The organism is Paraburkholderia sp. BR10923 (assembly GCF_040948765.1).
GTDB classification, from domain to species: domain Bacteria; phylum Pseudomonadota; class Gammaproteobacteria; order Burkholderiales; family Burkholderiaceae; genus Paraburkholderia; species Paraburkholderia youngii.
This window is the reverse complement of the sequence record NZ_JBFPKO010000032.1, coordinates 15,342-40,020: the sequence shown is the minus strand read 5'-3', so window position 1 is coordinate 40,020 and position 24,679 is coordinate 15,342. Positions and strand designations below refer to the sequence as shown.

At 60.3% G+C, this 24,679-nt stretch carries 24 protein-coding genes; 12 read left to right on the top strand and 12 right to left on the bottom strand.

Features of this window, described 5'->3' with window-relative positions; genetic code table 11:
* The first annotated feature begins 86 nt into the window (after positions 1 to 86).
* From AB3X94_RS35870 to AB3X94_RS35860, 3 genes are all read left to right on the top strand, one after another.
* Positions 87 to 542, top strand: coding sequence for a hypothetical protein (locus tag AB3X94_RS35870; RefSeq protein WP_368593675.1), 456 nt, complete (start codon positions 87 to 89; stop codon positions 540 to 542).
* A 12-nt stretch (positions 543 to 554) separates the two neighbouring features.
* Complete coding sequence (locus AB3X94_RS35865) at positions 555 to 1,415, top strand: phage Gp37/Gp68 family protein (RefSeq protein ID WP_368613972.1); 861 nt, start codon at positions 555 to 557, stop codon at positions 1,413 to 1,415.
* A gap of 101 nt (positions 1,416 to 1,516) precedes the next feature.
* On the top strand, positions 1,517 to 2,188 hold the full coding sequence (locus AB3X94_RS35860) for a Lar family restriction alleviation protein (protein ID WP_368593673.1): 672 nt from the start codon (positions 1,517 to 1,519) through the stop codon (positions 2,186 to 2,188).
* A 298-nt stretch (positions 2,189 to 2,486) separates the two neighbouring features.
* On the opposite strand, the gene AB3X94_RS35855 is transcribed toward AB3X94_RS35860, so the two are convergent.
* A complete protein-coding gene (locus AB3X94_RS35855) occupies positions 2,487 to 3,623 on the bottom strand; it encodes an integrase domain-containing protein (protein WP_368613971.1) in 1,137 nt (378 codons plus the stop codon).
* Between the two features lie 1,164 nt (positions 3,624 to 4,787).
* On the opposite strand from AB3X94_RS35855, the gene AB3X94_RS35850 reads away from it, so the two are divergent.
* The 4 genes from AB3X94_RS35850 to AB3X94_RS35835 all read left to right on the top strand — a co-directional run bounded on the left by AB3X94_RS35850 (position 4,788) and on the right by AB3X94_RS35835 (position 6,687).
* Positions 4,788 to 5,804: a PRTRC system protein D gene (locus tag AB3X94_RS35850; protein ID WP_368593671.1), complete on the top strand. Its 1,017-nt coding sequence runs from the start codon at positions 4,788 to 4,790 to the stop codon at positions 5,802 to 5,804.
* Positions 5,801 to 6,172, top strand: a complete 372-nt coding sequence (locus tag AB3X94_RS35845; RefSeq protein WP_368593670.1) for a hypothetical protein — start codon at positions 5,801 to 5,803, stop codon at positions 6,170 to 6,172. Before AB3X94_RS35850 ends, AB3X94_RS35845 begins: the two co-directional genes overlap by 4 nt.
* A gap of 105 nt (positions 6,173 to 6,277) precedes the next feature.
* Positions 6,278 to 6,430, top strand: coding sequence for a hypothetical protein (locus AB3X94_RS35840; protein WP_193727505.1), 153 nt, complete (start codon positions 6,278 to 6,280; stop codon positions 6,428 to 6,430).
* Between the two features lie 5 nt (positions 6,431 to 6,435).
* A complete protein-coding gene (locus AB3X94_RS35835; RefSeq protein WP_368593669.1) occupies positions 6,436 to 6,687 on the top strand; it encodes a hypothetical protein in 252 nt (83 codons plus the stop codon).
* Between the two features lie 385 nt (positions 6,688 to 7,072).
* On the opposite strand, the gene AB3X94_RS35830 is transcribed toward AB3X94_RS35835, so the two are convergent.
* The 5 genes from AB3X94_RS35830 to AB3X94_RS35810 form a co-directional block, all read right to left on the bottom strand.
* Positions 7,073 to 8,215, bottom strand: a complete 1,143-nt coding sequence (locus AB3X94_RS35830) for a primase-helicase zinc-binding domain-containing protein (RefSeq protein ID WP_368593668.1) — start codon at positions 8,213 to 8,215, stop codon at positions 7,073 to 7,075.
* A gap of 284 nt (positions 8,216 to 8,499) precedes the next feature.
* The gene (locus tag AB3X94_RS35825; RefSeq protein ID WP_368593667.1) at positions 8,500 to 9,012 is read right to left on the bottom strand and encodes a single-stranded DNA-binding protein; all 513 of its coding nucleotides are present in this window, start codon (positions 9,010 to 9,012) and stop codon (positions 8,500 to 8,502) included.
* An 11-nt stretch (positions 9,013 to 9,023) separates the two neighbouring features.
* Complete coding sequence (locus tag AB3X94_RS35820; RefSeq protein ID WP_368593666.1) at positions 9,024 to 9,851, bottom strand: hypothetical protein; 828 nt, start codon at positions 9,849 to 9,851, stop codon at positions 9,024 to 9,026.
* 9 nt (positions 9,852 to 9,860) lie between these two features.
* The gene (locus AB3X94_RS35815; protein WP_368593665.1) at positions 9,861 to 10,289 is read right to left on the bottom strand and encodes a hypothetical protein; all 429 of its coding nucleotides are present in this window, start codon (positions 10,287 to 10,289) and stop codon (positions 9,861 to 9,863) included.
* A 126-nt stretch (positions 10,290 to 10,415) separates the two neighbouring features.
* Positions 10,416 to 10,775 (bottom strand): hypothetical protein, encoded by a 360-nt coding sequence (locus AB3X94_RS35810; protein WP_368613970.1) that lies wholly within the window; start codon positions 10,773 to 10,775, stop codon positions 10,416 to 10,418.
* 621 nt (positions 10,776 to 11,396) lie between these two features.
* Here AB3X94_RS35810 and AB3X94_RS35805 point away from each other — a divergent pair.
* From AB3X94_RS35805 to AB3X94_RS35785, 5 genes are all read left to right on the top strand, one after another.
* Positions 11,397 to 12,101, top strand: a complete 705-nt coding sequence (locus tag AB3X94_RS35805) for a nuclease-related domain-containing protein (RefSeq protein WP_368593663.1) — start codon at positions 11,397 to 11,399, stop codon at positions 12,099 to 12,101.
* Between the two features lie 244 nt (positions 12,102 to 12,345).
* Positions 12,346 to 13,584 (top strand): hypothetical protein, encoded by a 1,239-nt coding sequence (locus AB3X94_RS35800; protein ID WP_368613969.1) that lies wholly within the window; start codon positions 12,346 to 12,348, stop codon positions 13,582 to 13,584.
* 44 nt (positions 13,585 to 13,628) lie between these two features.
* Positions 13,629 to 14,816 (top strand): FlhC family transcriptional regulator, encoded by a 1,188-nt coding sequence (locus AB3X94_RS35795; protein ID WP_368613968.1) that lies wholly within the window; start codon positions 13,629 to 13,631, stop codon positions 14,814 to 14,816.
* A gap of 183 nt (positions 14,817 to 14,999) precedes the next feature.
* On the top strand, positions 15,000 to 15,365 hold the full coding sequence (locus AB3X94_RS35790; protein ID WP_368593660.1) for a hypothetical protein: 366 nt from the start codon (positions 15,000 to 15,002) through the stop codon (positions 15,363 to 15,365).
* Positions 15,366 to 15,601: 236 nt separating this feature from the next.
* On the top strand, positions 15,602 to 16,600 hold the full coding sequence (locus AB3X94_RS35785) for a CAP domain-containing protein (protein WP_368613967.1): 999 nt from the start codon (positions 15,602 to 15,604) through the stop codon (positions 16,598 to 16,600).
* An 803-nt stretch (positions 16,601 to 17,403) separates the two neighbouring features.
* On the opposite strand, the gene AB3X94_RS35780 is transcribed toward AB3X94_RS35785, so the two are convergent.
* From AB3X94_RS35780 to AB3X94_RS35755, 6 genes are read right to left on the bottom strand one after another with little or no spacing between them, the layout of a single operon-like run.
* Positions 17,404 to 18,573: a hypothetical protein gene (locus AB3X94_RS35780; RefSeq protein ID WP_368613966.1), complete on the bottom strand. Its 1,170-nt coding sequence runs from the start codon at positions 18,571 to 18,573 to the stop codon at positions 17,404 to 17,406.
* A 12-nt stretch (positions 18,574 to 18,585) separates the two neighbouring features.
* Positions 18,586 to 19,194: a type 4 pilus major pilin gene (locus AB3X94_RS35775; protein WP_368593657.1), complete on the bottom strand. Its 609-nt coding sequence runs from the start codon at positions 19,192 to 19,194 to the stop codon at positions 18,586 to 18,588.
* A gap of 17 nt (positions 19,195 to 19,211) precedes the next feature.
* A complete protein-coding gene (locus AB3X94_RS35770; protein WP_368593656.1) occupies positions 19,212 to 20,345 on the bottom strand; it encodes a type II secretion system protein in 1,134 nt (377 codons plus the stop codon).
* On the bottom strand, positions 20,342 to 22,600 hold the full coding sequence (locus AB3X94_RS35765; RefSeq protein ID WP_368593655.1) for an ATPase, T2SS/T4P/T4SS family: 2,259 nt from the start codon (positions 22,598 to 22,600) through the stop codon (positions 20,342 to 20,344). The genes AB3X94_RS35770 and AB3X94_RS35765 overlap by 4 nt, the downstream gene beginning before the upstream one ends.
* 3 nt (positions 22,601 to 22,603) lie before the next feature.
* Positions 22,604 to 23,359: a hypothetical protein gene (locus tag AB3X94_RS35760; RefSeq protein WP_368613965.1), complete on the bottom strand. Its 756-nt coding sequence runs from the start codon at positions 23,357 to 23,359 to the stop codon at positions 22,604 to 22,606.
* Positions 23,346 to 24,674, bottom strand: coding sequence for a hypothetical protein (locus tag AB3X94_RS35755; protein WP_368593693.1), 1,329 nt, complete (start codon positions 24,672 to 24,674; stop codon positions 23,346 to 23,348). Before AB3X94_RS35755 ends, AB3X94_RS35760 begins: the two co-directional genes overlap by 14 nt.
* Positions 24,675 to 24,679 lie beyond the last annotated feature (5 nt).

The following is a 24,679-nucleotide window of genomic DNA, read 5'->3' as shown; positions in this document are numbered from 1 at the left end:
CAACGGCGAAACTTGACTTCCGGGCCGGACAGGCAAGATCAAATGCACCCGGTTCTCATCGGGCTATCCAACTACAGGAGTCCGCGATGCTGGGCAAAACCTTTTTCCTTGAACGCGCAATCTCGCGCTCGCTCGACTGGCTGGGTCGCCACCCGGCTTTGGGCTGCGCCGGCCACGATCCTGAATCACTTTCTTCGGGCCGCCAGATAGTCGTCGCCGCGACCACGCCCCATGGCGTGCGCTGCGTGTTTTTCAGTGCAGTCGGGTCAGTCCTCGATTTCAGCGCGACGTGGGCCGAGCTCGAGCGCGCGAAAACCTGGTGGTACTTCGTGCAGCGCTGGTATTTCTGGGTCGTGCCGGACGCGAAGACGCTCGACGCGATCAACCCGGCGGGCGATCACATCGAACATCTGATCGTCCCGACCTGCGCGCCGTCCGATCTCGGCGACGCGGCGTTTCTTCCATGGCTGGACGCGATCGAAAAGCGCGCCCGCCAGTGCGGCACGCTGGCGGTACATTCTCACGATGTCGAAACTGTCTGAGCGGGAGTCGGGATGAGCGAGAACAGCAAGATCGAATGGACCGGCCACACCTTCAATTCGTGGGAAGGCTGCCAGAAGGTCGGCCCCGGTTGCGATCACTGTTATGCGGAAACGCGCAACGCGCGCTTCGCCGGCGGAACGCCGATCAACTGGGGCCCGGGCGCGCCCCGTCGCCGCACCTCCGCTGCAAACTGGCGCAAGCCGCTGCAGTGGAATGCGCAGCATGATGAGTTCTTCGCGAAGCATGGTCGCCGGCAGCGGGTGTTCTGCGCATCGCTCGCCGACGTGTTCGACAACGAGGTCGATCCGCTATGGCGCCGCGATCTGTTCGAATTGATCGAGCGCACGCCAGATCTCGACTGGCTGTTGCTCACGAAGCGCATCGGCAATGTGTCCGACATGGTCGCTCATGCGCGATCGCGCGACTGGCTCGCGGGTCGCGACAACGTCTGGCTCGGCGCGACAGTCGTCAATCAGGCCGAGGCCGATCGCGACATCCCGAAGCTGCTTGCGGTGCCAGCGCGGGTGCGCTTCGTTTCCATGGAGCCGCTGCTGGGCCCGGTGAGCTTCGAAGGCATGTTCGCGGGCAGTGACTGGCGCGACCACACCAACGCCCTCGAGGCGCTGGACTGGGTGATTGTCGGCGGCGAAAGCGGACACGGCGCCCGGCCAATGCATCCCGATTGGGCGCGCTCGCTGCGCGACCAGTGCACTGCCGTGGAGGTCCCGTTCTTCTTCAAGCAATGGGGCGAATGGGCGCCCGGCTCTAACCCCTCCAGACAGCCGATGGACCGCGTCGGCAAGAAATCCGCCGGTCGGGGGCTGGACGGCAGCGTTCATGACGATGTTCCTGAAAGTATTCGTCATACGTAAAACGGAACATTACCGGTTGTATTTCGGCTTTTCGCGCGTCCAATGTCCAACGATAATGCGTGCAAACATCTCCCAATAAATGCACGGCGAAGACCCGGACAATGTACGAACAGCTCTATCCATGCGATCACTGCGGCGGACGCGGAACGGTCGGCCTGTCTCAACGGATCGTTGCCGAAGTCGGCCAGTCCGGCTTTGACTATGGCCAGTTTGGACGCCGCGCGGGACCGCCCAAGATCGGGGATACTGTGCCCCGCCCGCCCTTCGCCCCTCAAACCGAGAGGCTTGCCTGCATCTATTGCGCCGACTGCGGGATGTCGACGCCGTGGTTCCCATACGCCAACAATGAGGCCGACGCTTTGAAAGAAGCAGCGGTGATCTGGAACAGGCGTTTGAGCAGACCCAAAATCACCGAGGGTGACCTGCGCGATCTCGTCGAGAAGGAGCTTGGCGCCTGCGACACCCAGATGGTTATTGACATGCTGGCCCGCAATGACGAGGACTGGGAGACGCGAGGACCGCTGTTCGCCGTGCTCGCCCAAAGGCTGGTCGACGCTTCGGTTTCGACGATCGACAGCTGGCCAATCGAGCCGGTGCTTCGCGACGCCGCGCGATACCGCAAGCTGGTCCAACTCGTAAAGTGGTTGGACGTCGACGGCAATCGCTACATCCAGTTTCCGACGATACCTACACCGCGCGAGCACTCCGACCTGATGTTCGAAGACAGGATTGCACTGGCGATCGACGGAATGCCGGATAGGGATCGTTGGTGATGGCAGGTTGGCCGCGGCGTGCGATACGAACATATTCGCCGCCTTTTGGCCGCGATCGCCTTTCCCAACTGAGTCCAACGCGACTGGTTGAAGCAGGGTCAGCTGCCAGTTGACGCGCCGTCACGAACCCGGGAAAAAAAGAGCCGGCTACGCGAGCCGGCTGTGAACTGGTTCCAACATGTTCCTACGGCCAATGCCGGAACCCGAGAGACGATTCATATTGTGGGGGAGCAGTTGCGCGAGAAGCGGTGTGTATGACACACAATTTTGGGGCCCATTTCCACGGGCCTCGGCAATGCTATTTGTCCGCGGCACCCAGTATCCGGTACAGTGCCTGCCGCGAAATTCCCAACGCCTTCGCGGCATGACTCTTGTTGCCGGCGGCCGCGGTCACGGCGTTGCGCGCGTCGTCTATAGTCGGCAGCTTCTTCTGCCGCCGATCCTGCATGGCAAAGGTTGACAGGTACGCGCCCGCCTTGCTCAGCCGGGAGTGACCCGCGGCCTCGACGACGCGGCGCATCGCCTGTTCATGTAGCTGTGGATCTGGCCGTTCACCAGCTCGCTTAATTGGCGCCGGTACACCAGTGGTATCTTGATAGAGCGTTTGCAGATATTCGTGCCGAAGACCGTGACTGGTAATGCCCATGCCTTTTTTGGTGATCCCGTGTTTTTCGAGGACGTAGTAGTACCAGTCACGCCATTGACCTAAGGTCCTATCTGCGGGGACTGTCGAGCCCGTGAGACCGTTGCTGAGCATCGCAGCCTCTTCCAGTATCCTGATCTTGGTCTCGATCGGCACCTCGCGCGGCCTACCCCCTTTCGTGCCACGCGTCACTGCCAGCAGTGTCCAATTTCGCACTGCTTCCACAGGGCGGAGCATAAAACTCTCTTCGATGCGCAAGCCAAACGCGGCCTGCATTTTCAGCTGAACCGCTGTGTGCGGACACGTTTGCGCGATCTCTTCGATCTTCGCGACGGCATCGACGCCATGCGCCTGCCACGATTTATCCTCCTTTGCCACGTAACTCCGTTTCAGACCGAGCGCCTCTCGGTCCGCGTAGTCGTCAAGCGAGCCAATCAGATTTGTCTTGCCCATCCAATGCGCCATCGCCCGAAAATACGTCAGCTTGTTTTCTATCGTCCCGCCGCTCTGACCAGCCGCCACCCACGAGTCGACCAGAAATTTCACGTGCTTGCGTTTAAGCGACCAGGGCGTCTGAAGAGCGTAACCGCCCTCGCGCAGTTCCTTGAACGCCTTACACAGTTTGGCAGCGCGATATTCCTGCGTCTTGATCGACAACGCGCGCTTGCTGATTCGCGTGGTGCTATGAACGCGCGCAACGTTCTCGTCGAACAGTTTGAGGAGCGCATCCCGGAATTCGGGACCAAAACCATAGCCGTTGACGATCGCTCTCACATTGAGAATTGCGCTCATGCGGTAATCCCTTGCGGCGCCGCCGCGCTGCCTCTGCGTGCCATTATCCAGCCCGATGTTCGCGACATCCCTACCCGATGCCGTCACCCGACCACCCGGTTTGCCCTTTGTTGCCCGCCACTGTGGCGGCTGCGCCGTAGCCCCGTCGCTTGGGTCCTGCCTTCCTGTCCTTTAGCGATTCCATCCGATCAACCAGATGCATGAGAAGATCATGCATTCCGACTGTCCAACCTGCCGCCCATCAGCACGAATCGCGCTTCGCGCAATCCGCCACCGATGCATTTCGCGCGGGGCATCGCTGCCTTCGCGCTGCGTGGAAACACTTCCCGCTCAATGCAGCTTCGTGGCTACCCTGCCAGCGTCACGCTTTCGCGCCTGTGAACCGTGTTCCGCTTCGCGGAGCTCCGGGCCAGTGCTAATTGCCGGGCAATACCTGTACGCGTTTTGTGTACGGCCGCGCGCGCCGTGTCCTCTTCCGTCAGGGAATCGCGGTTATCCGGTCTTGCCGGTCCGCAAGGCTTCCCCCGCCCCCAAAGTCACTCATCTCCGCCGCGGTGTATCGGGTTTCGTGAGCGCACCCAGCCGTCGCTGTAAGGGCGTGTGCAGACGCCGCCGAGATGTAGAAAGTGTCCGGTGTCCGGTCTCTCCACATGTCCTCAACGCGTCACAACGCGGCAAACCGCCGCCAATCGTATGGATATCGCAGTGTCCGGGTGTCCTCAACGTGGACCACCATGGACTTGATTTGCTTCAGAAAAAGGCCGCATCACTGTGCGGCCCGGTCAGTGGGGTACTTCTCGGCCTGTTGCGGGCCAGGGATAGGGACGAGCGAGTGCCTTGCACTCGCATTCGATGCGTCTGGGACGCGGTAGGTATGCCAAGGATAGGGCCAGTCGCGCAAGCAGTGCATGCCGAAAGATGGTCAGAACCGGTCGGCTTTCGTCGACTTGACTTCGCTACGCGCTCGCTAGACTGAAACCAGGTAGAACTGACAGAAAAGTGTCAGTTTGCTCAGAAAGCCCGGCGCAACACTCGAACTGACACTTAAGTGTCAGTTATCTGATAGTTCGCCGGTGCCGCGCGACCGGGGCGATTCAAACTGACACTTATCTGTCAGTTTTCTATCACTTCGGAGCGTGGTTCAACTCAACGCATGGAGTCACCTTGAAAACTTCGGTCTTTGCAATCGACGTCGGTTACGGCAACACCAAACACGCTCACCGGGCAGCGAGCGGCACCATCGCCACGGGCATGTTCCCTTCCCTTGCGCCGCTCGCCGCAAGCCGTGCACTGTCCGGCTATGGCGACAGCGTGCTCGCCTCGCGCAAGGTCGCGACCATCGTTATCGAGCAGATCGAATACGAGGTTGGGCCCGACGTTTCGCTCACGGCAGCGTACGGCAACACCGGCCGCGCGCTGTCGAACGATTTTGTGCTGTCCGATAACTACGCAGCCCTTCTATTCGGCGCGATTCATTTCGCGGACGTCACCCATATCGAGCGCCTGGTCCTTGGTTTGCCCGTTCATAACATGAAGAAGTACTCCGGCGCACTGCGTGATCGCTTCACCGGCACGTTCGACTACGGCCCGGGTCGCATTACGATCGATAAGGTGGTAGTCATCCCGCAACCGCTCGGCTCGCTTGTCGCAGCATCTTCTAACCGTCAGGGTGAGTTCGGTCGCGAGAGCGCCCACCTCGTGATCGACGTGGGCTACTTCACGACTGACTGGGTTTATGCCAACGGATTCACGATGGACGATAAGCGCAGCGACGGTATCCCAGGCGGCGCATCCCAGATCTATCAGCGCATCGCGGCACTCATCTCGCGCGACCAGGACGAACAGGTCGAGGACATCGAACGCATCGACAAGGCGTTGCGCGAGCGCAAGCCGTTCTTTTTCTATGGCAACGATATCGACCTTGATCCATATCTCGACCAGTCGCAACCGGTCATCGCTGGTGTTGTCAAGGAAATGCAAAACAACGTCGGCCAGCTCACCAACGTGCGCTCGATCATTCTGTCCGGCGGCGGTGGTGCGCTGTATGCACCTGCAATCCGGAAGGCGTTCCCACGCGTGACGCTCGAGGTCATAGACTCACCCTGCACGGCGAACGCCAAGGGATTCCTGATCGTCGGCGAAGCCGGGCTTACCCGCGAGCGCGCCACTGCAAAAGCATGAGCGAAAAGTTCGACATGAAGCTGGTCATTGACGCGGTGACCACGCCTCTCCTTCATGCCAGACTCCGGCAGGCAAGCTCGTACAGGGAACGTGCGGCGCTGCTGCGCTCCTTGGCCGAAGCCGCGTTGCGGGAAAATTGCGTCACCTTAGACTTCGAGCGGCAAGTCGCGGTGCGTGCCGTCTATCCCGCCGCCGTGATCGCGCGCAATGTGATTGCGCCCGAGGCAGTCGATCAACGTGCGGCCGCCACGCGCGTTGCCACGGAAGCGGTCATCGAAGAAGACGAGCTGCGCTCAATCAACGGGACCGATGAGCCTGGGGGGCACGACGTCGATCAGATCGCCGACGCCTTTGGTGCGTTCTTCTGATAGAAACTTGACTTCGCCGTGGTAATGCGAAGATGGGTCATGGCTTCGATGTTCATCGCGCGACGTGCGGTGCATCGAAGCGGCTACCGATCTTAGGGGGCGAAAATGCTGGAATTAATCGAAATCGTGCGTAACGGCCTGCCACTGACTGAACCGCGCTCTTGGCTGTTCATTGCAACTCTGGTTGCTGCTGGTATTGCCGGCTGGTACAGCCTCGATGCCGTAGAACACGTGGCGAAAACCAAATCCAAGGAGTGAACGCAATGGATCGGCTGACGGTCTGCTATACGAAGTTCATGGCGCTTCCGTTCTTCACACGCCGCGCGATCATATTCGGCGCGTCGCTCGCGCTCTGGTGGTTTGCCGCGATGCTGGCGAGCATGCACGTCAACAATGATCTGTGCGTCGTGCTGCTGCTGACTGGTGCCGCTGGCGCGCTCTGGTCGAGCGAACTTTGGCGCATGTGGAAAGTCTTTGCCGTCGTTGTTGCAGTCTGCGTCGCGATCATGAAATGAACGGAGCGCGCAGGCAAAAAAAAACGGCTCCCCCAACATCTGGGGGGCCGTTTCGCTTTTCTGGATCAATGCGAGCGTGGAGCCGCAGTAACAAGAAGTCGGCGTGTACAAAAGTCCCACGCATCTGGAAAAGACTGATCGCGACACGCATAGGCGGTGTTGCCACAGGCGGTCCGGTCGATAACGTCGAAAGCGACGGCATCCGACTTTCCTACACGCTGACGGCCACCCGCAGCGCCGTTGGTTGCGACGATTGCAAAGCTCCCCACGAGAACCTGGAACGAAGCCATTTTCTACTCCATCGAAATTGGCCCGACAAGACATCCCCGATGGGGAACATCCCCATCGGGCAGGTTTGAAGATCGCCAGTACGCCGGCGCAATACTTAAGCGGCGACAGCTTGCCGCATATCCACATAACGATGCTGCCTGTGCAGCGACGAGTTGCGCCTGAGCTGCCACAACTCATTCCACTCATTGCAGTAGTCGTGCCCACGACGCTTCGGACGATGCAGCACAACGGAATATCCCTCGGCACGCAAGCGCGTTGCGAGCTCCATTCCCGCCGCGACGCCCGGCGACTTTCGAGTCTTCGGATCGATTTCGTCGAAGTCCATGAAGATATGGACGACCTTGATACCGAGCCCGCGAGGAACAACGAACTGCCGCAGAAGATCCTTGTTCAGGCAGTACCAGGCCGGCACACCGAATTCCATATGCGCGCCGTACGCCGATTCAAGCCCCTCCCCTACACCGATTTCGCCATCGACCGGGTCCATCAGTCGAACAGCGCCACCAGGCAAGGAATTCAGCGTCATGTGGTTCTTCTTGGAATCAAGAATCTCCCCATCTGCTGAGACGATCGTGGCCTTCTTGGGCACATGGTGGTCAAGATACGTCCGGTGCAATGTGCCGAGCCGTCCGTCAGGCAACACATAGCGCGCGACGATACCGGGCCAGGTGCCAAGCACCGTCTTGTCGTTGTCCCGGTATTCGAGCATGCCAAAGCGCAAAGCCTTCGACGGTTCAACCGACAACCCTGGCACACGCCCTTTGAGATACTGCATGGCGAATCCACCGGCCTCGAGCGGCGCACAATCCTTTTCCCATGTCATGTTGAGGATCTTCTCAACGAACGCGGGATCGACTTTGCGCTTGGGCTCAGGTGCCTTCTTGTTGCAGGTGGCGGGCGGCGGCGGCGGCAAGCCACCATCGAGTTGGCGCATCAGGCGATAGAGTCCGATGCCGCTTACTTTCGCGATGAGCTGCAAGCCGTCGCCAGCGCTTGGACGTCCGTCGTTGCACTGGCGACAAACCCAGTCACCACGGCCGTTCCTGTTGTCATATGTAAAACGGTCTTCACCACCACAGATCGGGCACGGAGCCCCGTTGCCAGTCAGAGAATCGCCAGAAATGCCATAGCTCATCAATGTCGAAATCCACGCCTCCGGAGAGAGACTGAATTCCTTCAGCTTGCGTTGCAGCCACTCGTACTTCTCGGGTGAAAGCCCGCGTCCAGATGTACTCATTGTCACTCTCCTAGGTGGAAGTGGGTTGGGGTCGATGCCTGAGACAGGCGTAAGAACGCGTGCTCAAAAAAGCAGTCCGCGCACTGGCGGGCAACTTTTTTCAGCAGACGTGCTGGCTGGACAGAGAAGGAGGCAGGCCCGAACGGCCAGTGCAGAAGGTCCGTCGCACGACACGCCCGAAGGCATGTCGTTGCGATGGTGAGGTGTTACGGGAGAAGGATCAGGAAAAGGTGAGCCTTTCCGGGATCAGATCGCAAGCCATGCAGCTCGGCGGTTACAAAACCTCAGAACGGGATCGGATCGTCCATTTCGTCGAAACCACCGCCGCTATGAGACGGCTGCGGAAGTTGCCCGCGGGCGCCTGCGTGCGACTGACCCGAATCATTAGAACGCGAGGCCGGACCGGGTCGCTGTGCGCGCGAGCCGCTACGCTGTTCGAAGTCGCCGCCGCTTTCGTCACTGCTACGGCCGCCCAGCATCTGCATCTGGTCGGCAACGATTTCCGTCGAGTAGCGGTCGGTACCGTCCTGCGCCTGCCACTTGCGGGTGCGAATACGCCCTTCGATATACACCGACGAGCCCTTCTTCAAATACTCTGACACGATTTCGGCGAGGCGCCCGAAGAATGAGACGCGGTGCCATTCTGTCGCCTCTTTCATCTCGCCCGACGCCTTGTCCTTGTAGCGATCGGTCGTCGCAAGACGAATGTTCGCCACTGCGTCACCGCTTGGAAGATATCGAACTTCAGGGTCCGCGCCGAGGTTTCCGACGAGAATCACTTTATTGACAGATGCCATTTGTTGTTCCTCTAATTAGATATTGACCATAGCCACTTGTCCCACATGAGCGGCTTGCCGTCCTTGACAATTGGTGAGCCATCCGTGCGGATCGCGGGAACCTTGACTTTCCCGGTGCGACGTACAGAGACGACATCACCAACAACACAGCGGCTTTCCGCGATCGCTTCCTTCAGGCCTTCGCCTTGCAGCGTTCGCTCACCAGCGCTGGTGTCGATATGCATCGCGAAGGATTTGTAAAAGCGCCCCGGCTTCTTGCGATCGGGAAAGCGCTCTTCGCCCCATGAAACGATGCGGCCAACGACGTTCGACGCGTCCGCGGTGTCGTTGCGGCGCGATCGCGTTGGCACGGCCGGTTCGGCCTCAAACGCTTCTTCGCTTCCGGCTGATGGATCAGGATGGCCGTTGCCGAGCCGCTTGCTCTGAGCCGGAGGACTGGTGGCAGGTGGATTGCCGTTGTGGCGGATCGCGGCAGCTACCGCCTCCTTGAGCGGACACCGGTGCACGGCACGCTGCGCCCAGTGCGGCGCGAGATCGGGGAGGATCTTCATACCGAACTCGGTTTCCTCTGAGTGGTCGTCGAAAGCAGGACTGAACTGGACGACGTGATCGCCTTCATCGACGAACAGATGGGGGATGTCGCCGATTGTTACAACGGTCTCGTTCGGCGCGCCCTGCCCAACCGTGCTGGCCGTGGTGTCATTCCCGTCCGTCGGTTGTGGATCTGGTGCGTCCGGCTGCGGGTTCGTCTGCGCGCAAAACCCGGAGGGCTCGCTTGCAGATTTGCCGTTGAAGAGGTCCGCCATGACGCGGGCAAAAAGCGTTACTGCGTTCGCCATGACTCGCTCCTATAGCAACGTGCCAAAGCAAACGCGCTGAACTTCGCGCAAATCGCGCAGAAGTAGCGGCGTGCTAAGAATTGCGTCCTGCAGGATCTCCGGATCAACGCCGTTGACCTTGCACACATAGAGATAGGGCAGCGCGCCATCCCAGTAACCCATGATCCAGCCCAGCGTCGCGCGGTAGTCATCGACATCGATCTTGCGGTTGCGTAGACGTTCGGACAGCAGGTCTGCGCAATCCATCAGCGACTCGAGCATGTTATCGCCGCGACGACTGTCGCTGGCGAGTGAGATGAGCGCATCAACCATCTTTGCGCGCACCGACTCGCTCCAAAGATGCGGATCGGGCAGCGGATCAGGCTTGGGAGGGGTTACGACAACAGGCGATGAATCGCCGAACATGTCCAGCTGCCAGGCAGCCACATGCATTTCCATGGGATTGCTCCGGTGGCGCCGGCAATCTCATGGCCCGTGTCCGGGAATGCGATTCCCGGCAGGGTGAAGGGTGCCGTCACCAGAGGCGCGAGGCCCAGGTGACGGTAGATAACAACGGTAGGCCGATTAACGGGTACCGTTCTTGAACGGAACAACGACAGCCGATTTTGCGTACTGCTTCATCGGCGTCGGCTTCATATTGCTGTCGTTGGCGGCTGCAGTTGCGGCAGATGCAACTGGCACTTTCGTTTCGCCCGCAGCTCGGGCAGCGAGTTTTTCAGTCTCGATGCGAGCCGCTTCCGCATCCGCTTCCGCCTGCAGAATGGCCTTCCCCTTCTTCTTCATTTTCTTGACTACCCAATGGGCAGCCAGAAGAACAAGAAAGCCGGAAACGACAAATGAAATGGTCGCGAAATACGCGATGAAACACAGAGCCAGCACCTTGCCTGGCGACTTGATTGAGTCTTTGAAATGGACCTTCAGCATTTTTCTCTCTAGAAAAATAATCAACAGGGAATGTCCGGACCAACGTCCGGTGGTTTCGATGCTCGAAGAGCAAGGAAACTCAGGCGCGAAGCGCTTTGGTCTGCGTCCACACGGACGCGCACCAAAGCTCTTGCGGCAGGAAAAAGACGGAGATGGGAAAAGCAGGTAGCGCGCGATCACTCGCGGCAGGTCGATGCGTCGCAGGACGCCAATGGATAGTGCAAGGTTAGCGCTCAGTCAGTTGCTGGAAGCCGCAAATGCTCGCCAATGTCGTACAGCTTTGAATGTCCTGGAGATGCGCACCCGTTGGGCAGACCTGTCTGAGCCGGCTCAACGTCTTCGCCAAGAAAGCTCGACTAAATCCTATAGCTTTCCGGGGGTGCATGAAGGCAAGAAGAAAGGATTGGCGGAAAGGCACATGTAAGTGCTGCACATGTATTTTCGAGGAGCGACGTCAAATCGGCCGAATGCGCGACGGATGCCCCGGCGCATCAAGGGATATGGCCAATGCAGACACCGTCGAGTCGACGGCGGCGTCAACACCACAGTCGTTCCGGCGACGACTTGACTTCTCAATTTTCGCGGCAGACTGGAATCATCTTCACTCCGCGAGGTTTCACGATGCTGACGTACATTTTTCTCGTAACCGGGTGCGTATTCGTCTATCGGGCACTCAGGCGCCGACCCCAGTCGAATTCCAGCCATCCCCCCGCAACGCGCAGCCAGCGTAGCGGCGACGAAGGTGAAGCTGCCGTTCAGACCGAGCTCCATGCCGCTTTGCAATGGCTCTGCGGCGACAACTTCTATCTGCATCCGGGCCCCCTTCTGCTCAATCATGCGCCGGGGGCCGAATTTCCGACTGCCGAGGTCGATCATCTTGTCGTGACGCCTTTCGGCATCTTCGTTGTGGAGACGAAAAACTGGGCGGGTCGCATTGAACCAGGGCAAGACCTACAGACGGTCGTGCGTACCGGGGTTGACGGACTGAGAGATGTACGGCGCTCACCGATGCAACAGAACCGCTCGAAGGTCGCTTTTCTGCGGTCAATTCTGCCGGGGACCTGGCCAGTGGAAGGGGTGGCGGCATTCCCTCACGCTCATTGCGACCTGTCCTCCGCCCTTCCTTTAAACATGATGCGGGCAGCCGATCTGCGTCACTGGCTTCGCGCCCGAAAGTCCGAGTACGCCTCCACAACCAACCGGCCTGTGAATGTGCTTCACGCGCGACGGGCTGTCCTGGCCGTCGCCGAAACAGCGCCCGCTGCCATAGAAAGGCACCGGATGAAACTGAGGGAAAACCCTAAAAAAATACCGATCGCTACCTAAAGTTTCAGAAATGTTTGCCGAATCAACTGTCTGGCCGTCGGATTCCCGTACTTCATTCCTGTGAAAGCTGCATGAAACTGAGCTTCTTAGCGGGATGGCAGCAACGAAACGGCGCGTATTCTGAGGCGGTGCATTTCGGGAAAACAGGTTGCACCCGCTTTCGAACGATCCGGCGAATGGCCTTGGCGCCTGCAAAAAAAGCAGGAAAAGATCAGTAACGAGCACGAAAAGAAGAGAGAACAACATGACCAAAAAGAATGTCCCGGTTACAGCAGGCGACGAGGACGATTTCGATCCTACCCGTCCTGAGGGCAATGACGGCAATGTTGAGCGGGAATTGCCCCTCGCCTTCGCCCATGTGCCGTCCGAACATGAAATTGGCCAGAAGGTCAATGAGTTCTTCGGTGGCGATGAGATATCGGCCGGACTGCGTGCTTCGATCGCAGAAGAAGCCGAGGAAGTCGCGCACTCGACGAAAAAGATTCTTCTCGAACACATGCGCATCGGAGGCTCGTTCTACCACATCCGAACGCGGATCGAGGGCCACTTCGTGAGCACGTACGGTGATACAAAGCAGGTCCGCAAAAAGGCAGCCGAGCTTGTCTACAGCTTCCTTGAAGGAACGTTCCGCAAGAAACGCGACTCGGTCTACCTCTACATTCGCTGCTACGAGCGTTTCAGCAAGAACAGCGGCGCGGTCGAAATGCTGTCGATCACTGACATGCAGCTGCTGGTAAACAAGAGTGACGAAGTCGTAGAGATGGTCATTGACGCCAAGCGCGACAATCCCGATCTGAGCAAGCGCGACATCAAGAAGATCATCGAGAGCTACGAGGATCGCCTCGTGGAGAAGGAGAGCGCCCTCGCTACCGTTACGAGCCAGCTGTCCGAAATCTATGGCCAGCTTGACGACGCGAAGAGCGATAACGAGCGGCTCGCAGCGGAAGCGAAGCGTCTGAATCATGAAGTCCAGCAGGACCGCGAGAAGCTGAGGAAGACCATGGTCGACCTTGCCTCAGCCGAACAGACCGCGAGCGGCCTGCAAAGCACCATTGCGACGCTTGAACGTGAAGTCCAGGCCAAGAGGCGTGAGCTTGCCGAAGCCCATGAAAAGGTCACGATCAGAGAAGTTGAGGTCGAAGTCACGCCCGAGCACCTTCGGAATCTTGAGAGCGCTGCGAAAACCCGGTTCGAGGAACTCAGCCGGCTCACCAGTGAATGTGAAGCAGCGCAAAAGCGCCTCGCGGAACTGACCGAGCTCAAGAAAAAACAGGAAGCGGAAATCGATCAGAAAGCGGCCGTTGAAAAGCGGGTTGCCGGGCTGGTAGAACGTTTCGGCTCGTTCATTCAGGAATTCCACAGCGTTCAACTGCTGGTCACGGCCGACGGTTCGCTCGGCCGCTTTAAGGGACTTCTGACGGGACTGGCCGATCTTACGGGCAAGTTTCACCGGGAATTGCTGGCAGCAGCTCGCGCGGCCTGACTCTGCAGGCAACTGATGTGTTTGAGAGACAAGGAAAAAACGCAGTGAACAACAAAGACGGTTACCGGGCGATTGACCGGTTCTATGTGCCGGAATGGCTCACCGGCCAAATTCAGGTTGCAAACTTCAATCTGGTCGACCACATGAAGTGGTTGCTCAAGCAGGACAGTCGGTTCAACGAGGTCTTCAATGTCGAGCGCAAAGAGATCGAGCAGCTTCAGCTCAACCAGTCCTCGCTTCGAAACCTGCTGCGCGCGCCGTTTTTGATGGTCGAGCCGACGCTGAAGACCGTCGAGGACTGGCGGTGCTTCGTCGACAACACTGCCACCACCGTGGCTGTCGATGTGCTTCGCCGCAAGACGCCTCAGCTTGACTCACTGATGGCTTACGCGGTGAACCAGCAGAATTCCGCATTTGTTTCGCTTGTCACGCAGGTGCTCAACGTCAGCGTGCTGAGTGCCCCGCTGCTAGGCATTTCGACCGAGGTCGCGAAGTATCTGATTTCTGTCCCGACGCACAAGCTACGGTTGGCGCTGGGCCGGATGAAGGAATTGCCGCTGTTCCGCTGGCGTTTCAACAGTCCAACGTTCTGGTGGGAGTTCGCCGGCAGCACCCTGACTGACGAGATGATTGCCCACCAGATCATGTTGACCTCGCCCTCTCGCGTTGGAATTCTTCCTTACGCTGCTCAATGGGGAGAACTTCGTCTCGGGCGCCTGAAAAACGAGGCCTACGCCAGCGCGATGATGGCCTACGGTCTGCGCGCCTCAACGGCCTCGAACCTTTTCGGTCTGAACCAGCATCAGATGCGAACGCGCTACAGCGAGATCCACGGCAAGAGTTCGCCATGCGGCAACACGGCAACGTCGCTCTCATGGTTTGTCGAAACTCCGGTCCATCGGCTGCACGCTACCGTCTACGCGTGGTTGTATCGATCGGCAACTGCCATGGGAGCGAATCCGGCCGAGGCGCTGCTCGCAACCAATGATGTCTACGACCGCCTATTCGGCGGCAATCGGGTCATCATGCCGGACCGCGGATGGAACCTGATCCGTTCGATGGCAGCCGATGCTCGCCTGACCGTCGCGCCTTGCCGCACATGCAGCACGCATTACGTCGTGTCAAACAACGACGCGAAGATTGAAATGCACAGTCGCTTCACATGCCCTGCCTGCAACCAGCAGCTCGGCGCGAAAAAGCGCGCTGCGCGGAGGGCAAACAGTGAGACCTGAAGCCAAACCCAGCGAAATTGACCTGCCCGCTGGACTCGTCATCTTTTGCATTGATGGTCGGCCCCAGTTCGGTTGGCAAAACCCTGAAACCGGCGCGTACTACGCCGAGGCAGACGGTAGCATCATCGCCGATGCTATCGGTGCGATCGGGTGGCACGCAGGACACGTTCACTAGGCGCAACGATGGATGACTACGCCTACCTGGCGCGGGAGAGCAACGCTGCATGGCTCGACGGGCGCGGTGACGGGCGCTTTGAGCGATACGAAAGGTTCTACCGGAGCGAGCGCGCAGTGAATGCCACGGAGTTCGACCTCGAAAAGGCCAACGAGGGATACGCCCACTATGTGAGCAGCCAGCCATCGCCTCTACTGTCCCTTTTGAGTGCGCCATGGGTTGGTCGAGTCTCAATCGCGCTATTTGCCCTGTATATGGCCACCCGGGTCGTCCCGCAACTCGCGAAAGCCGGGCCAACCATTACTGGTATCGGCTTGGTTGCCGCCTTCGTTGGTTTGCGAGTCTTTCACCGACGCGCCCGCAGACGCCGGTAGGAACAGGGATGTCCGTCTCGAGGTCGCTGTTTTCCTCCCTCAGACGACGTTTGGCCTCAAGCCTCACTCAAACTTTCCGTTACCACTAGAATGGCGCGCCAAATCTGGCGTGAGTCCGATCGCCTGGCGAAGGGCCAAACGCGGCGGGGCGGGAACTTGACTTTGCACGCCCGTCGGTAAGATGGAATCAAGGTCGCGCAAGGTGCACGGCCAACAACAAATCCAAGGATTCAATAATGAAGAAGAACATTTCCACTCTGACAGCCATTTCTTTCGCGGCTGTGCTCGCCCTGGCTGCATGCGGCGGCGGTGGGGGCGGTGGTGACAGCAGCGGTAGCAGCAACGGCGGCAGCAGCGCTTCAGCACCGACAGGCGCCAGTGCCCCGTCCGTGACGAATCTATCGACGCCGCAGTACGCGGCGGGCAGCGCACAGCTCGCGGCGTTTAATCTGCTGAACCAGCAACGGCAGCAGTGCGGCTTTTCGGCCCTTCAGGACAATGCGGCGCTGGATCAGGCGACACAGTCTCACGCTCAGTATCTGGCTGCGCTGAACAGTGGTGTCTCGGATACAGAAGTTTCGGGCAATGCAGGCTTCACCGGCGTGACGTATGGCGACCGTGCGGCGCACTTTGGCTATCCGCAGACTGTTTCGGTTGGGGGTGTGAGCGGTGGCTTCTATACCCCAGCGAAGCTAACGGAAGACCAATGCGGCCATCAGCTAGTCTATGGTTGGCTCTCTGGCGTCTATCACATCGGCGTCTTGGTGTCGCCGGCAACATCCATCGGCATCGGCGAATCTGAAACGACGTTCAATGGCTTTCCGGAGGTCTATGCGTCGATCAGTGTCGCGAACGCGCAAGCCAAATTGACGAGCGTGCCTTTGACCTTCCCTTGCCAAGGCACGACTGGCGTTGCCTATTCAGCAGGCGGTGAAACCCCAACCCCGCCGAATACTTCGGGTAATTGGGGCACCCCCGTCGCCGTTGCGGGCAATCTGACGGACACGATCCGTTTGCAATCGGCGACGATGACCGACACGTCGGGCAACGTCATCACGCTGCAGGTGTTGGATTCCAGCGATCCCAACAACGATATCGCGGCTTACGAAGGCGTGGCATACCCCAAGTCGCCACTTGCGCCGAATTCGACGTACGCGGTGTCGATTACCGGGACCATCAACGGAACCCCGTTCAGCCGCAGTTTCACCTTCACGACCGGCAACATCGTCGGTTGACACTATGGATTTTTGATAGTCCCCAAGGCCTGGCAAGCTCCCTCCAGGCGAAAAAAGCCCCATCAGCAATTGATGGGGCTTTTTTTTGACTCTACGTTTTATAGCGTTTGCGAACTCCGGTATCGCTTAGTGATTGGAACCAGAACATGCGTAATTGGGCTGCGGTGGAATCGAAGCACTCGGATCACCGGCAGCCGTCTCATATAGAGACGCAAGCGGGTAGCCATTACCCTGGTCCGTGTCCCAATTGTCGCCTAACTCGTTCACGTAGTATCGACCTTGACTGTCGACCGATACGGGGTATTGCTTACCGAAGAAGAACTGATAGTACGTGGTTGACCCATCGGACCAAATATCCTTATAGACCGCTAGCGGTATCGGACCCGTTTTGCTCCCACCGAGGTAGGAGCCACAATCCGCCCATACCCAGAATCCCGTGGCCGACACTATGGTGCGTTTTTGCGGCGTTACCGGCTGGCAGAGGGGTAGCGTCCAGTTAGACCCGGTCCAAACCGGTGGCGAGGTCTGCGTAAATCCGGACGGACATCCCTGGGGCGCCTGATAGTTGCACTGCGGAGCGGTGTATTGCGATCCGATCCACTGCGCCGCAGCTACGGTCGTCCATCCTGGGTCTGTGGGACACGTCGGTGCTGTCTGCCAGACCGTTGTTATGTGACCGACGCACGTCGAGTCCTGATTGTTGACCGAGCACCTCACCGGCCCTGCCACTGCAGCATGGCTTAAAAGCACCGCACAGACGGCCAGCGCCATCCTGATTATCAGTTTTGTCATTTTCTCTATTCTCAATAGGAACAGTACGTCGTCGCAACGGCGGTACCGGGGATAACGGTGTTGTCGCCTGGGCTTCCATCCACGATATAGACCGTCCATGGGCCCGTACCATCGACCCTGTAGTGGATCGAGGCGGTCGGGTCGGTGTAGGTGCTCTGTCCGGAAACCACAATCCCCGGCGTCCCGCCCGCCGGACACACTGGATTGGGCACGAACGTACCGTTCCCGTCGGGAATAGCGGTGTAGCCGTACCACAGCTTCGGCCCGCCAATGGGCATCCACTGCAGAACGCCCGACACCTTCTGGCACGACAGCACTAGGCCGGAACCGTCGCTTGCCCCGGCCATGGCATTCACCGCCGGGCAAGCGGTTCTTGGCCATCCCACGCTGCCCATCCCGATCGTCGTACCGGCGGTGACAGTCGTACCAGCCGTGACCGTCATGCCCGCGGCTACCGCACCGCTTGCCGCCACCGCGCCCGTGGCTCCAACATTCGCCGCGCTCACCGTCCCCTCTGCATCCAGATCGTGAACGTTGTGCAGGCTCACGTGATTGACGTTCTGGTCTCCCGTCCACGTCAGCGCGCCGTCGCGCCGGATATAGACCGAGTTGCCGTCCGAGGTCGGTCCGTTGGTCGCAAGAATCGCGGCCGGGACATTGCCCAGCGGATTGTTAGCGGTCCATGCACCGTTCAGGCCAGTGATCGTTCCCGCGTTCTGCGTTTTCGAGTACCCGAAGGAATTGCCGCCAGCCTGCGCAATCTGCGACGCGCCGACGATATCCGGCACCCCGCCTCGCGTGAGCGGCTTCGACGGATACATGACGTAGGTGACGTGGCAGTCACCGGCGCTCGCCGTACACGTTGCAGGCCCGACACTCATGCTGATCACGTACGACCCGCCCCAGAACGGTCCCGCAGCGTGCGGCTGTTTCAGGTTTCCCTGCGTAAAGAGGTCATTGAGCGTCGGCGGGCTGGCGACCACCGCGACAGGGCCCCCTGCAATCAGCGTCGCGTAATTGTTGGTCACCCAGTCAGATAACGCCGAATTGATGACCGCCTCGTTCTGGCCTTCGGCCGTCATGACCTGCGCGCGCCGTTTCGCTGCGTCTTCCTTGATCGCGACCGTCGTCATCAGCGCAGCGGCCACCAGCACGACCACCATCTCAACGATGCTGAACATGGGCGACTATCCTTAGTTGTTGTGCGTCGCGTACATCGCAATGCTCGCCGTCGCACCACTCGAACTGCACGCCGTTCCCGCAGTCGTCTGGCTAAAGGTCGTATTGGGATCGGAGACGGTCGTCCCGTTGACGGTCACCTTGGTATAGGCGCCTGCCACCGCGCCCACCGCGAGCGAACAGACCGTCGCCGGAACCGGATAGGTCAGCACCATCGCATCGTCGGTCGTGGAAATGGTCGCGACCGCGGCGGTCACCGGGCCACCGAAGATGCCGGTCAGCGTGCCGGACGTCTTGTTCACCCGGCTACCGGCCGAATCAAACGCGTGATTCTGCGCAAGCGTGAGCAGCGATTCAGCCGAAAAATCGGTGTCGCTCGCCGTCGCGTCCTGAATACCGCTGCGGAAGAGTTGCGACTCGCTCTTGAACTGGTGGGCGTGGATACGATCCATCACGAAGCTGCGACCCTCATATACGATGAGTGCCAGCAGCGCGGCACCCGCCATCACGGCAGCGCCTTCGATGATCGACAGCTCGCCGGACTGTTTGCGCCGACGGCCCATGCGCAGGATCGCGGCCTTGCGTTGTTCCTGGGTCTGATTCTGGATCGGGTTTTTGTTCATTTTTCTCATTGCCTCGGTCAATTGGATACAGCGGATGTAGTCGGGGAAGAATCGAAGCTCGCAGCGCCGGTCGCAGCGTACGATCCGATGCCCAGCACAAAAAACAGCGTGACGGCGAAGCCGAGCAGCACGTAATGCGTGATACGTGCATTTCGGCGCACGGTGGCGACGACGCGGTCCAGCGATGTTCGGCCCAGATTCTTGATGGCCTGGACAAACTGGTCGCGCCCCGCCGCGTCGGCGATGGTGTCGATCACCACCTCGGAGAAGATGCCGGTGTCGAGCGCCCGCATCGGTTCATCGGGGCGTTGCGTGAGCCGCCGGCTCATGCGGTCGATGTGCCACCAGAGCCACGGGTCTGCGGTCTTCGCAAGCCGGTCGAGCGCAGCACGCAGGACGAGATTCGAATCGAAGAGACCTGCAAGCGACACGATGAGCAGCGCAGCACGCAGGTCGCGCCGGTTGCGCCACATCAGCGGCAATGCATCTACGCGGTTGCGGAAGTGTCCGGTCCAGCGTTTGAGCGTCCAGAAATACAACGACACCAGACCCGCGGCGATCGCAGCGCTCAGCCACCAGTACTCGTAGCAGAACGTGTCGATCGCATAGAGCGTCTGCCCTACCGGTAGCCATTGATCGACCGGCTTCGTGTCCGCGACGGCCGGGAAAATTTCTCCGCCGAACAGCATGCAGAACATGTAGAGATAGACGATGAGAAATGCCGGATAGGCCATCTCCAGCGACGTCGTCGACGCGAGCACACCCTCTGCGTGCGCGGCCATTTCTGCGAGCTCCAGCCCGCGCACCGCGGCGTCTTCGCGCGTCGACGTACCGGCGATATCGAGCAGTGCGTGTTCCTGGCTCGGAATGAACGGCTTGAGTGCGGTGGCAAAGTCGTCACCAGCGACCATGCGCTTCGCCACCGCATTGAACACGGGCCACGTCAGCCACCTGCGCGAGCGATGACGCTTTTCGAGGGTTGTCAGCCGCTCGAGCAGCGTCTCGCGATTGCGCAGCCCCTTGGCCGCCACGTCCAGACGTGTCTCGCGATAGAAGGTCTCGCGCACCTTCTGGAAGCGCCATCTGGCGATGCGCATGCGCTCCTTCTGCGGCAGCGCCATGAAGAGCGTATGAGTCAGTCCGCGGATCACGACGGCATCCTCCCGTCGCGGTCAGCGAAAATCCGGTATTCGTCAAACGGACGCATCGCCGTGTCGATGAAGCGCGGATCGATGATGCCTTGCGACGCCTTGTAGAGCGCGTGCTCGTAGATCGTCTTGCCCGTCATGTCATCGCTGTCAAACCCCGTCGTGCGCGCCGATCGCCATACCCGCTCAGCGCCGCGCCAGTCGCGTTCGGCAGCGCGCTCCAGAAACTCCAACGTCGGCCGGAAAATTTCCATTGCAAGCGTCTGCCCTTTCGTACCGGCCGCGACCTTGCCCGCCCGTGTGAACAGTCCCTTCAGGCGGCAGTGTTCGCAACCGGTTTCGTCGCGGCACGCCATCTTCGAGGTGTCCAGACCGAACTTGCGTTCGAGCGTTTCAATCTGCGCTGCGGGCATCACATCGCGCGCCGGCACTTTGCAGTGGGGGCACAGCAGGGGGATCAGTTTCTGGTTCGCGACCGCATTAATGAATTTCTCCGAGGACACTTCGTCCATCGGCAACTGCAGGCGCCCACCGGCCAGGCGCATGAATGCACCGATCGCACTATCCGCATGAAGCGTGGTACGCACCGGATGCCCTGTGAGTGCGAGCTCAGCCACGAGCCCGGCGACAACACGATCGCGGATCTCCCCGACCGTCACATCGTCCGGGTCCATCCGCATCAGCGTTCGGATCACCTCGGCGCACTTGCGGTTCGCTTCTTCGTCGGTCTCATCGGGACGACGCGGAATCGAAATGTCCGAGAGCCACGGCTGCGGATACTCGGACGGTTCATTGACTGCGAACTGCTTGCGCAGGTCACGAGACGCGAGCATGAAGGACATCGCGCGCAGCAACGTGGACTTGGCCGAGCCCGTCTCGCCGGTCAGGACCGTGACACCGCCGCTGACGTTGCCCAGCGCCTGAACGATGCGCAACTGGGACGTCTGCAGCCCCATCTGTTCCGGCATCAGCACCTTGAGGTTGCGGAAGTTGCCGTCGAGCAGGCGCAGGCCCACATCGAAACCGCCAACGAGCGGCGAGCTCTGCCAGCGGATATTGACGATGTCGGACTGCACAACGAGCGGGATCATCGCCGACTGCGACGCCGTGGGCTGGAACGTCTCGCCCGAGTTGGTGTTACGCGCGACGAGATCCTGATAGGCGGCCGAGAGCGCGCGACGCACCAGCGCCTTGGGCAGCTTGCGGTACGTGTAGAGGTCGCCGTTCACGCGGAACCGGACTTCGACATCGTCGTTGAAGTCGCGGTACTCGAAGTGAATATCGCCGGCGCCATAGGCGTGTGCGGCTTCGGCCACGTCGCGAAATGTGCCGATCGCACGCGAACTTTCGGGAAGGATGGCCGCCGAGCGGTTGCGCTCGCTCGCGTAGATCGCGGCAATCACCGCGTCGGTCGCGATCATCTCTTCATGCACCTTGATGTCGGCGCGCTCGAGATCCATCACATACGTCGGATACAGCGCGGACTCGTGGAACGTGCGAGTCGTGATGATGATCGCCATCCCCGCTTGCACTTCGACCGCCACAAACTCGCGGCGCGCCGCATCGGTAATGCGCAGGGTTGCATCCTGGCCGCGCTCACTGAGGATGCGCTTGAAACCCAGTGCGTCGGCGGCCACCAGTTGCGGCAGGCCTGACGGCAGGAACTCCGCCTGCTGCGACACCACGTCAGCTTGTGCATGGAGTTCGTGCACGTCATGTGCCTCGTCGGCGGACCCTGTGGGCGGCACTGCCCGCGGTGCAACGTCATGCGCTTCCATCCTTTGCACGGCGGGCTCAGCAAGGGGACGCTCCACCATGCTGGACGCCATCGCTGATTCGGGACCAGCATTGCGCATCGCTTCAGCGACGTCCTCCGCGACCCCTTGCCTTTCAGCCGGGTGATGAGCCGCCGGCTCAACGTGCGCCTGGTGCGCCGTCGCTTCGGGTTGTGACGGATCACCGCCGGCGCTCACGTACGAGTCGCCTTCATTGGCGTCGACGTCAGTGACGTCGCCCATTCTCAGCCGCATGCCCAACGTCATGGGCTGGCCCGGCTTCGTGTCTACAGGTTCTGCCTTGAGTGGCTTGTCCCTACGCATGAAGCGCGGCTCGCGATTCGTGTCCTCCTTGCGGCCTGCACCCGCGATAGGCATCGACGCGGGGGATTCGTCAGTGAACCCGGCGCGAAGTGCGCGGAACCGCCCAAGAATGCCGCGCGAGGACGGCTCGTCTTTTTCAATACCGTTGAAGAGGCTCATCGTTTATCGTGCGGCAGCGGAAAGAGGAAAGGAGGAAGGCAGCGGACCGCCGAGATCACTCAGCGTTCGCGTCGGACTGCCCGGCTGCTGCGCGTTGTCGGACGTATTGGCCGTGCCGCCGCTGATGGTTTCGGTCCAGGTACGCTTGCCATCGGTGACAGTGACGACGAATCCATCAACCCGCTTCACGGTCCAGCCATTGAGCAGCTTCACGCCGACATGCGCGGGATAGGAGGCGTTGCGGTAGTCGTACAGCACCGACGTTCCGCTCGTATCGCTGAAAGCGCCAACGAATCGCACCGGTTCCGTGTGGGAAGCCGGCGGTGTCGCCCTGATGACCTGCGCAGTGACGGGCACTGTCGAAGGCGCAGGCGCGTTGAGCGTGACAGCAGTACCCTGCGGCCCGCCATCGCCGGCAAGCTGCCGTGCAATTTTCGAACGGGTAATCTGGTCGATCTCGTCGATCGACAGGTGCGGCGCAGCGGGAGCCGGTAACGCCTGCGCTGCCGGTTGCGAGACGGGTTGCGAGACGGGTTGCGAGACGGGTTGCGAGACGGGTTGCGAAACCGGTTGAGAAGCCGCGGAGGGCGAAGCAGCGCCTGGCGACCCGGGCGAACCCATGTCGAGACTGGCCGAGGGGACGCGCACGCTCGCCGTCTGCATGTGCGACGAAGCCGGCTTCGTCTGTTGCGCCTGCGCAGCACCGGTGATCAGCGTCAATGCACTGGCAATCGCCGTCAGCCGTTTATTCGAGAACATAGTATTTGCCCTTCGCTGTGAAATGGATTCCGCCCTGGTCGCCTGCACCGCCGTTCGCCTTCCCTGTTGCACCCTGTTCGTTCAGCTTCAACTCCACAGTCATGGAGTCGAGCGTCATGTTCGATGGCAGCTTCGCGAGCAACGGCGATTGCCAGCGAAAGCCATTGATCTCCCATGTGCCGACACGAATCATCTGCGCGGGCCGCGGGCCGGTTGCGCCCGGCGGGATCGCGAGTAACGGCTTCGCAGGTTCGATGTGAACCGTGTACCCGTAACTGATCAGCTCGAATGGTTTGGTCGAAAGCTTCTGCGGTGGTGTCTGCAGGGCGTCGATCAGTCCCTGCTCGGTCGGCCATGCCTTCTTGTCGCTGGCTGTCACGAACGCGACGCCCGGCACCAGCGGACCGCGCGCTCCGGCATGCAGACCATCCGCATCAAAGCGCAGCGGACGCATCGCCTCGGGCGCCGCCTGGCGGAGGTCCTCAAAACTCCCGCCGTATCGGCGAAGGGTCATGGCGCAATAGCCCTGCGTCGCGCACACTGCCTTCTCAAAGACCCAGCCCGCCACGACTGATTCGCTGTTGCCAAGCGTGGAAAGAAGCGCTGGCGCGAGCAGATTGGCGCGCGGCATCTTTGCCGCGAAGGTCTGACGCACAAGCGCCTCATATCGATCTTCCAGCGACGGCTCTTTTGGCGCAGGCGGTGCAGGAGGATTGAGCAGGTCCAGCAGCTGGATGCCACCGAATACAACGGCCGCGGCAATCACCAGCACCGGCACGAGTGTCGGCAGGTTGACCGGTACTTTCGCGATGCGGCCAGTCTTGCGATCGTCAAGCAGCGCTGCCGCGCCGAAGCTCTCGTCCACGTCTCCCACGGCCTGGCCGGAACCGAGCGTGGTCAGCGCCAGATTCAACCGCAGGCATTCCTGCTCGATCGTCAGACGCCTTTCGTGCGCCTTCGGTACCGTGAGAACCTCGTCGCTGCGTACGACACCGCGCACCACGAAGACGACATGCACGCGCTGGTCATCCTGCAGCATGACGAGTACGGCAGCCCTTCCCTTCACACGTTCGTGCTGGGCGATCCGCGCCGCTCCCGAATACAGGCGCGCGCCCTTGATCTCACCCGTCTCAGGTGCGCAGAAACCACCGATGGCGTCCTTGCCGACCTTGTATTCGATGTAGTGCGTCGCGCCGAAATCATCGGCGTATCGGCGGCGCTCGGCGCGCATCTGTTTTGCGGGATACGCGCGCCAGTCCAGTCCGAAGACCAGACGCGCGTTCTTCTCGCGCGGCAGCGGATCGGTAATGTGCATGCCCG

Excerpts from the sequence above, each read along its gene's own strand:
- AB3X94_RS35870 (WP_368593675.1), top strand. The coding sequence starts at position 87 with ATGCTGGGCAAAACCTTTTTCCTTGAACGCGCAATCTCGCGCTCGCTC.
- AB3X94_RS35865 (WP_368613972.1), top strand. The coding sequence starts at position 555 with ATGAGCGAGAACAGCAAGATCGAATGGACCGGCCACACCTTCAATTCG.
- AB3X94_RS35860 (WP_368593673.1), top strand. The coding sequence starts at position 1,517 with ATGTACGAACAGCTCTATCCATGCGATCACTGCGGCGGACGCGGAACG.
- AB3X94_RS35855 (WP_368613971.1), bottom strand. The coding sequence starts at position 3,623 with ATGAGCGCAATTCTCAATGTGAGAGCGATCGTCAACGGCTATGGTTTT.
- AB3X94_RS35845 (WP_368593670.1), top strand. The coding sequence starts at position 5,801 with ATGAGCGAAAAGTTCGACATGAAGCTGGTCATTGACGCGGTGACCACG.
- AB3X94_RS35840 (WP_193727505.1), top strand. The coding sequence starts at position 6,278 with ATGCTGGAATTAATCGAAATCGTGCGTAACGGCCTGCCACTGACTGAA.
- AB3X94_RS35835 (WP_368593669.1), top strand. The coding sequence starts at position 6,436 with ATGGATCGGCTGACGGTCTGCTATACGAAGTTCATGGCGCTTCCGTTC.
- AB3X94_RS35830 (WP_368593668.1), bottom strand. The coding sequence starts at position 8,215 with ATGAGTACATCTGGACGCGGGCTTTCACCCGAGAAGTACGAGTGGCTG.
- AB3X94_RS35825 (WP_368593667.1), bottom strand. The coding sequence starts at position 9,012 with ATGGCATCTGTCAATAAAGTGATTCTCGTCGGAAACCTCGGCGCGGAC.
- AB3X94_RS35820 (WP_368593666.1), bottom strand. The coding sequence starts at position 9,851 with ATGGCGAACGCAGTAACGCTTTTTGCCCGCGTCATGGCGGACCTCTTC.
- AB3X94_RS35815 (WP_368593665.1), bottom strand. The coding sequence starts at position 10,289 with ATGGAAATGCATGTGGCTGCCTGGCAGCTGGACATGTTCGGCGATTCA.
- AB3X94_RS35810 (WP_368613970.1), bottom strand. The coding sequence starts at position 10,775 with ATGCTGAAGGTCCATTTCAAAGACTCAATCAAGTCGCCAGGCAAGGTG.
- AB3X94_RS35805 (WP_368593663.1), top strand. The coding sequence starts at position 11,397 with ATGCTGACGTACATTTTTCTCGTAACCGGGTGCGTATTCGTCTATCGG.
- AB3X94_RS35800 (WP_368613969.1), top strand. The coding sequence starts at position 12,346 with ATGACCAAAAAGAATGTCCCGGTTACAGCAGGCGACGAGGACGATTTC.
- AB3X94_RS35790 (WP_368593660.1), top strand. The coding sequence starts at position 15,000 with ATGGATGACTACGCCTACCTGGCGCGGGAGAGCAACGCTGCATGGCTC.
- AB3X94_RS35785 (WP_368613967.1), top strand. The coding sequence starts at position 15,602 with ATGAAGAAGAACATTTCCACTCTGACAGCCATTTCTTTCGCGGCTGTG.
- AB3X94_RS35780 (WP_368613966.1), bottom strand. The coding sequence starts at position 18,573 with ATGTTCAGCATCGTTGAGATGGTGGTCGTGCTGGTGGCCGCTGCGCTG.
- AB3X94_RS35775 (WP_368593657.1), bottom strand. The coding sequence starts at position 19,194 with ATGAACAAAAACCCGATCCAGAATCAGACCCAGGAACAACGCAAGGCC.
- AB3X94_RS35765 (WP_368593655.1), bottom strand. The coding sequence starts at position 22,600 with ATGAGCCTCTTCAACGGTATTGAAAAAGACGAGCCGTCCTCGCGCGGC.
- AB3X94_RS35760 (WP_368613965.1), bottom strand. The coding sequence starts at position 23,359 with ATGTTCTCGAATAAACGGCTGACGGCGATTGCCAGTGCATTGACGCTG.
- AB3X94_RS35755 (WP_368593693.1), bottom strand. The coding sequence starts at position 24,674 with ATGCACATTACCGATCCGCTGCCGCGCGAGAAGAACGCGCGTCTGGTC.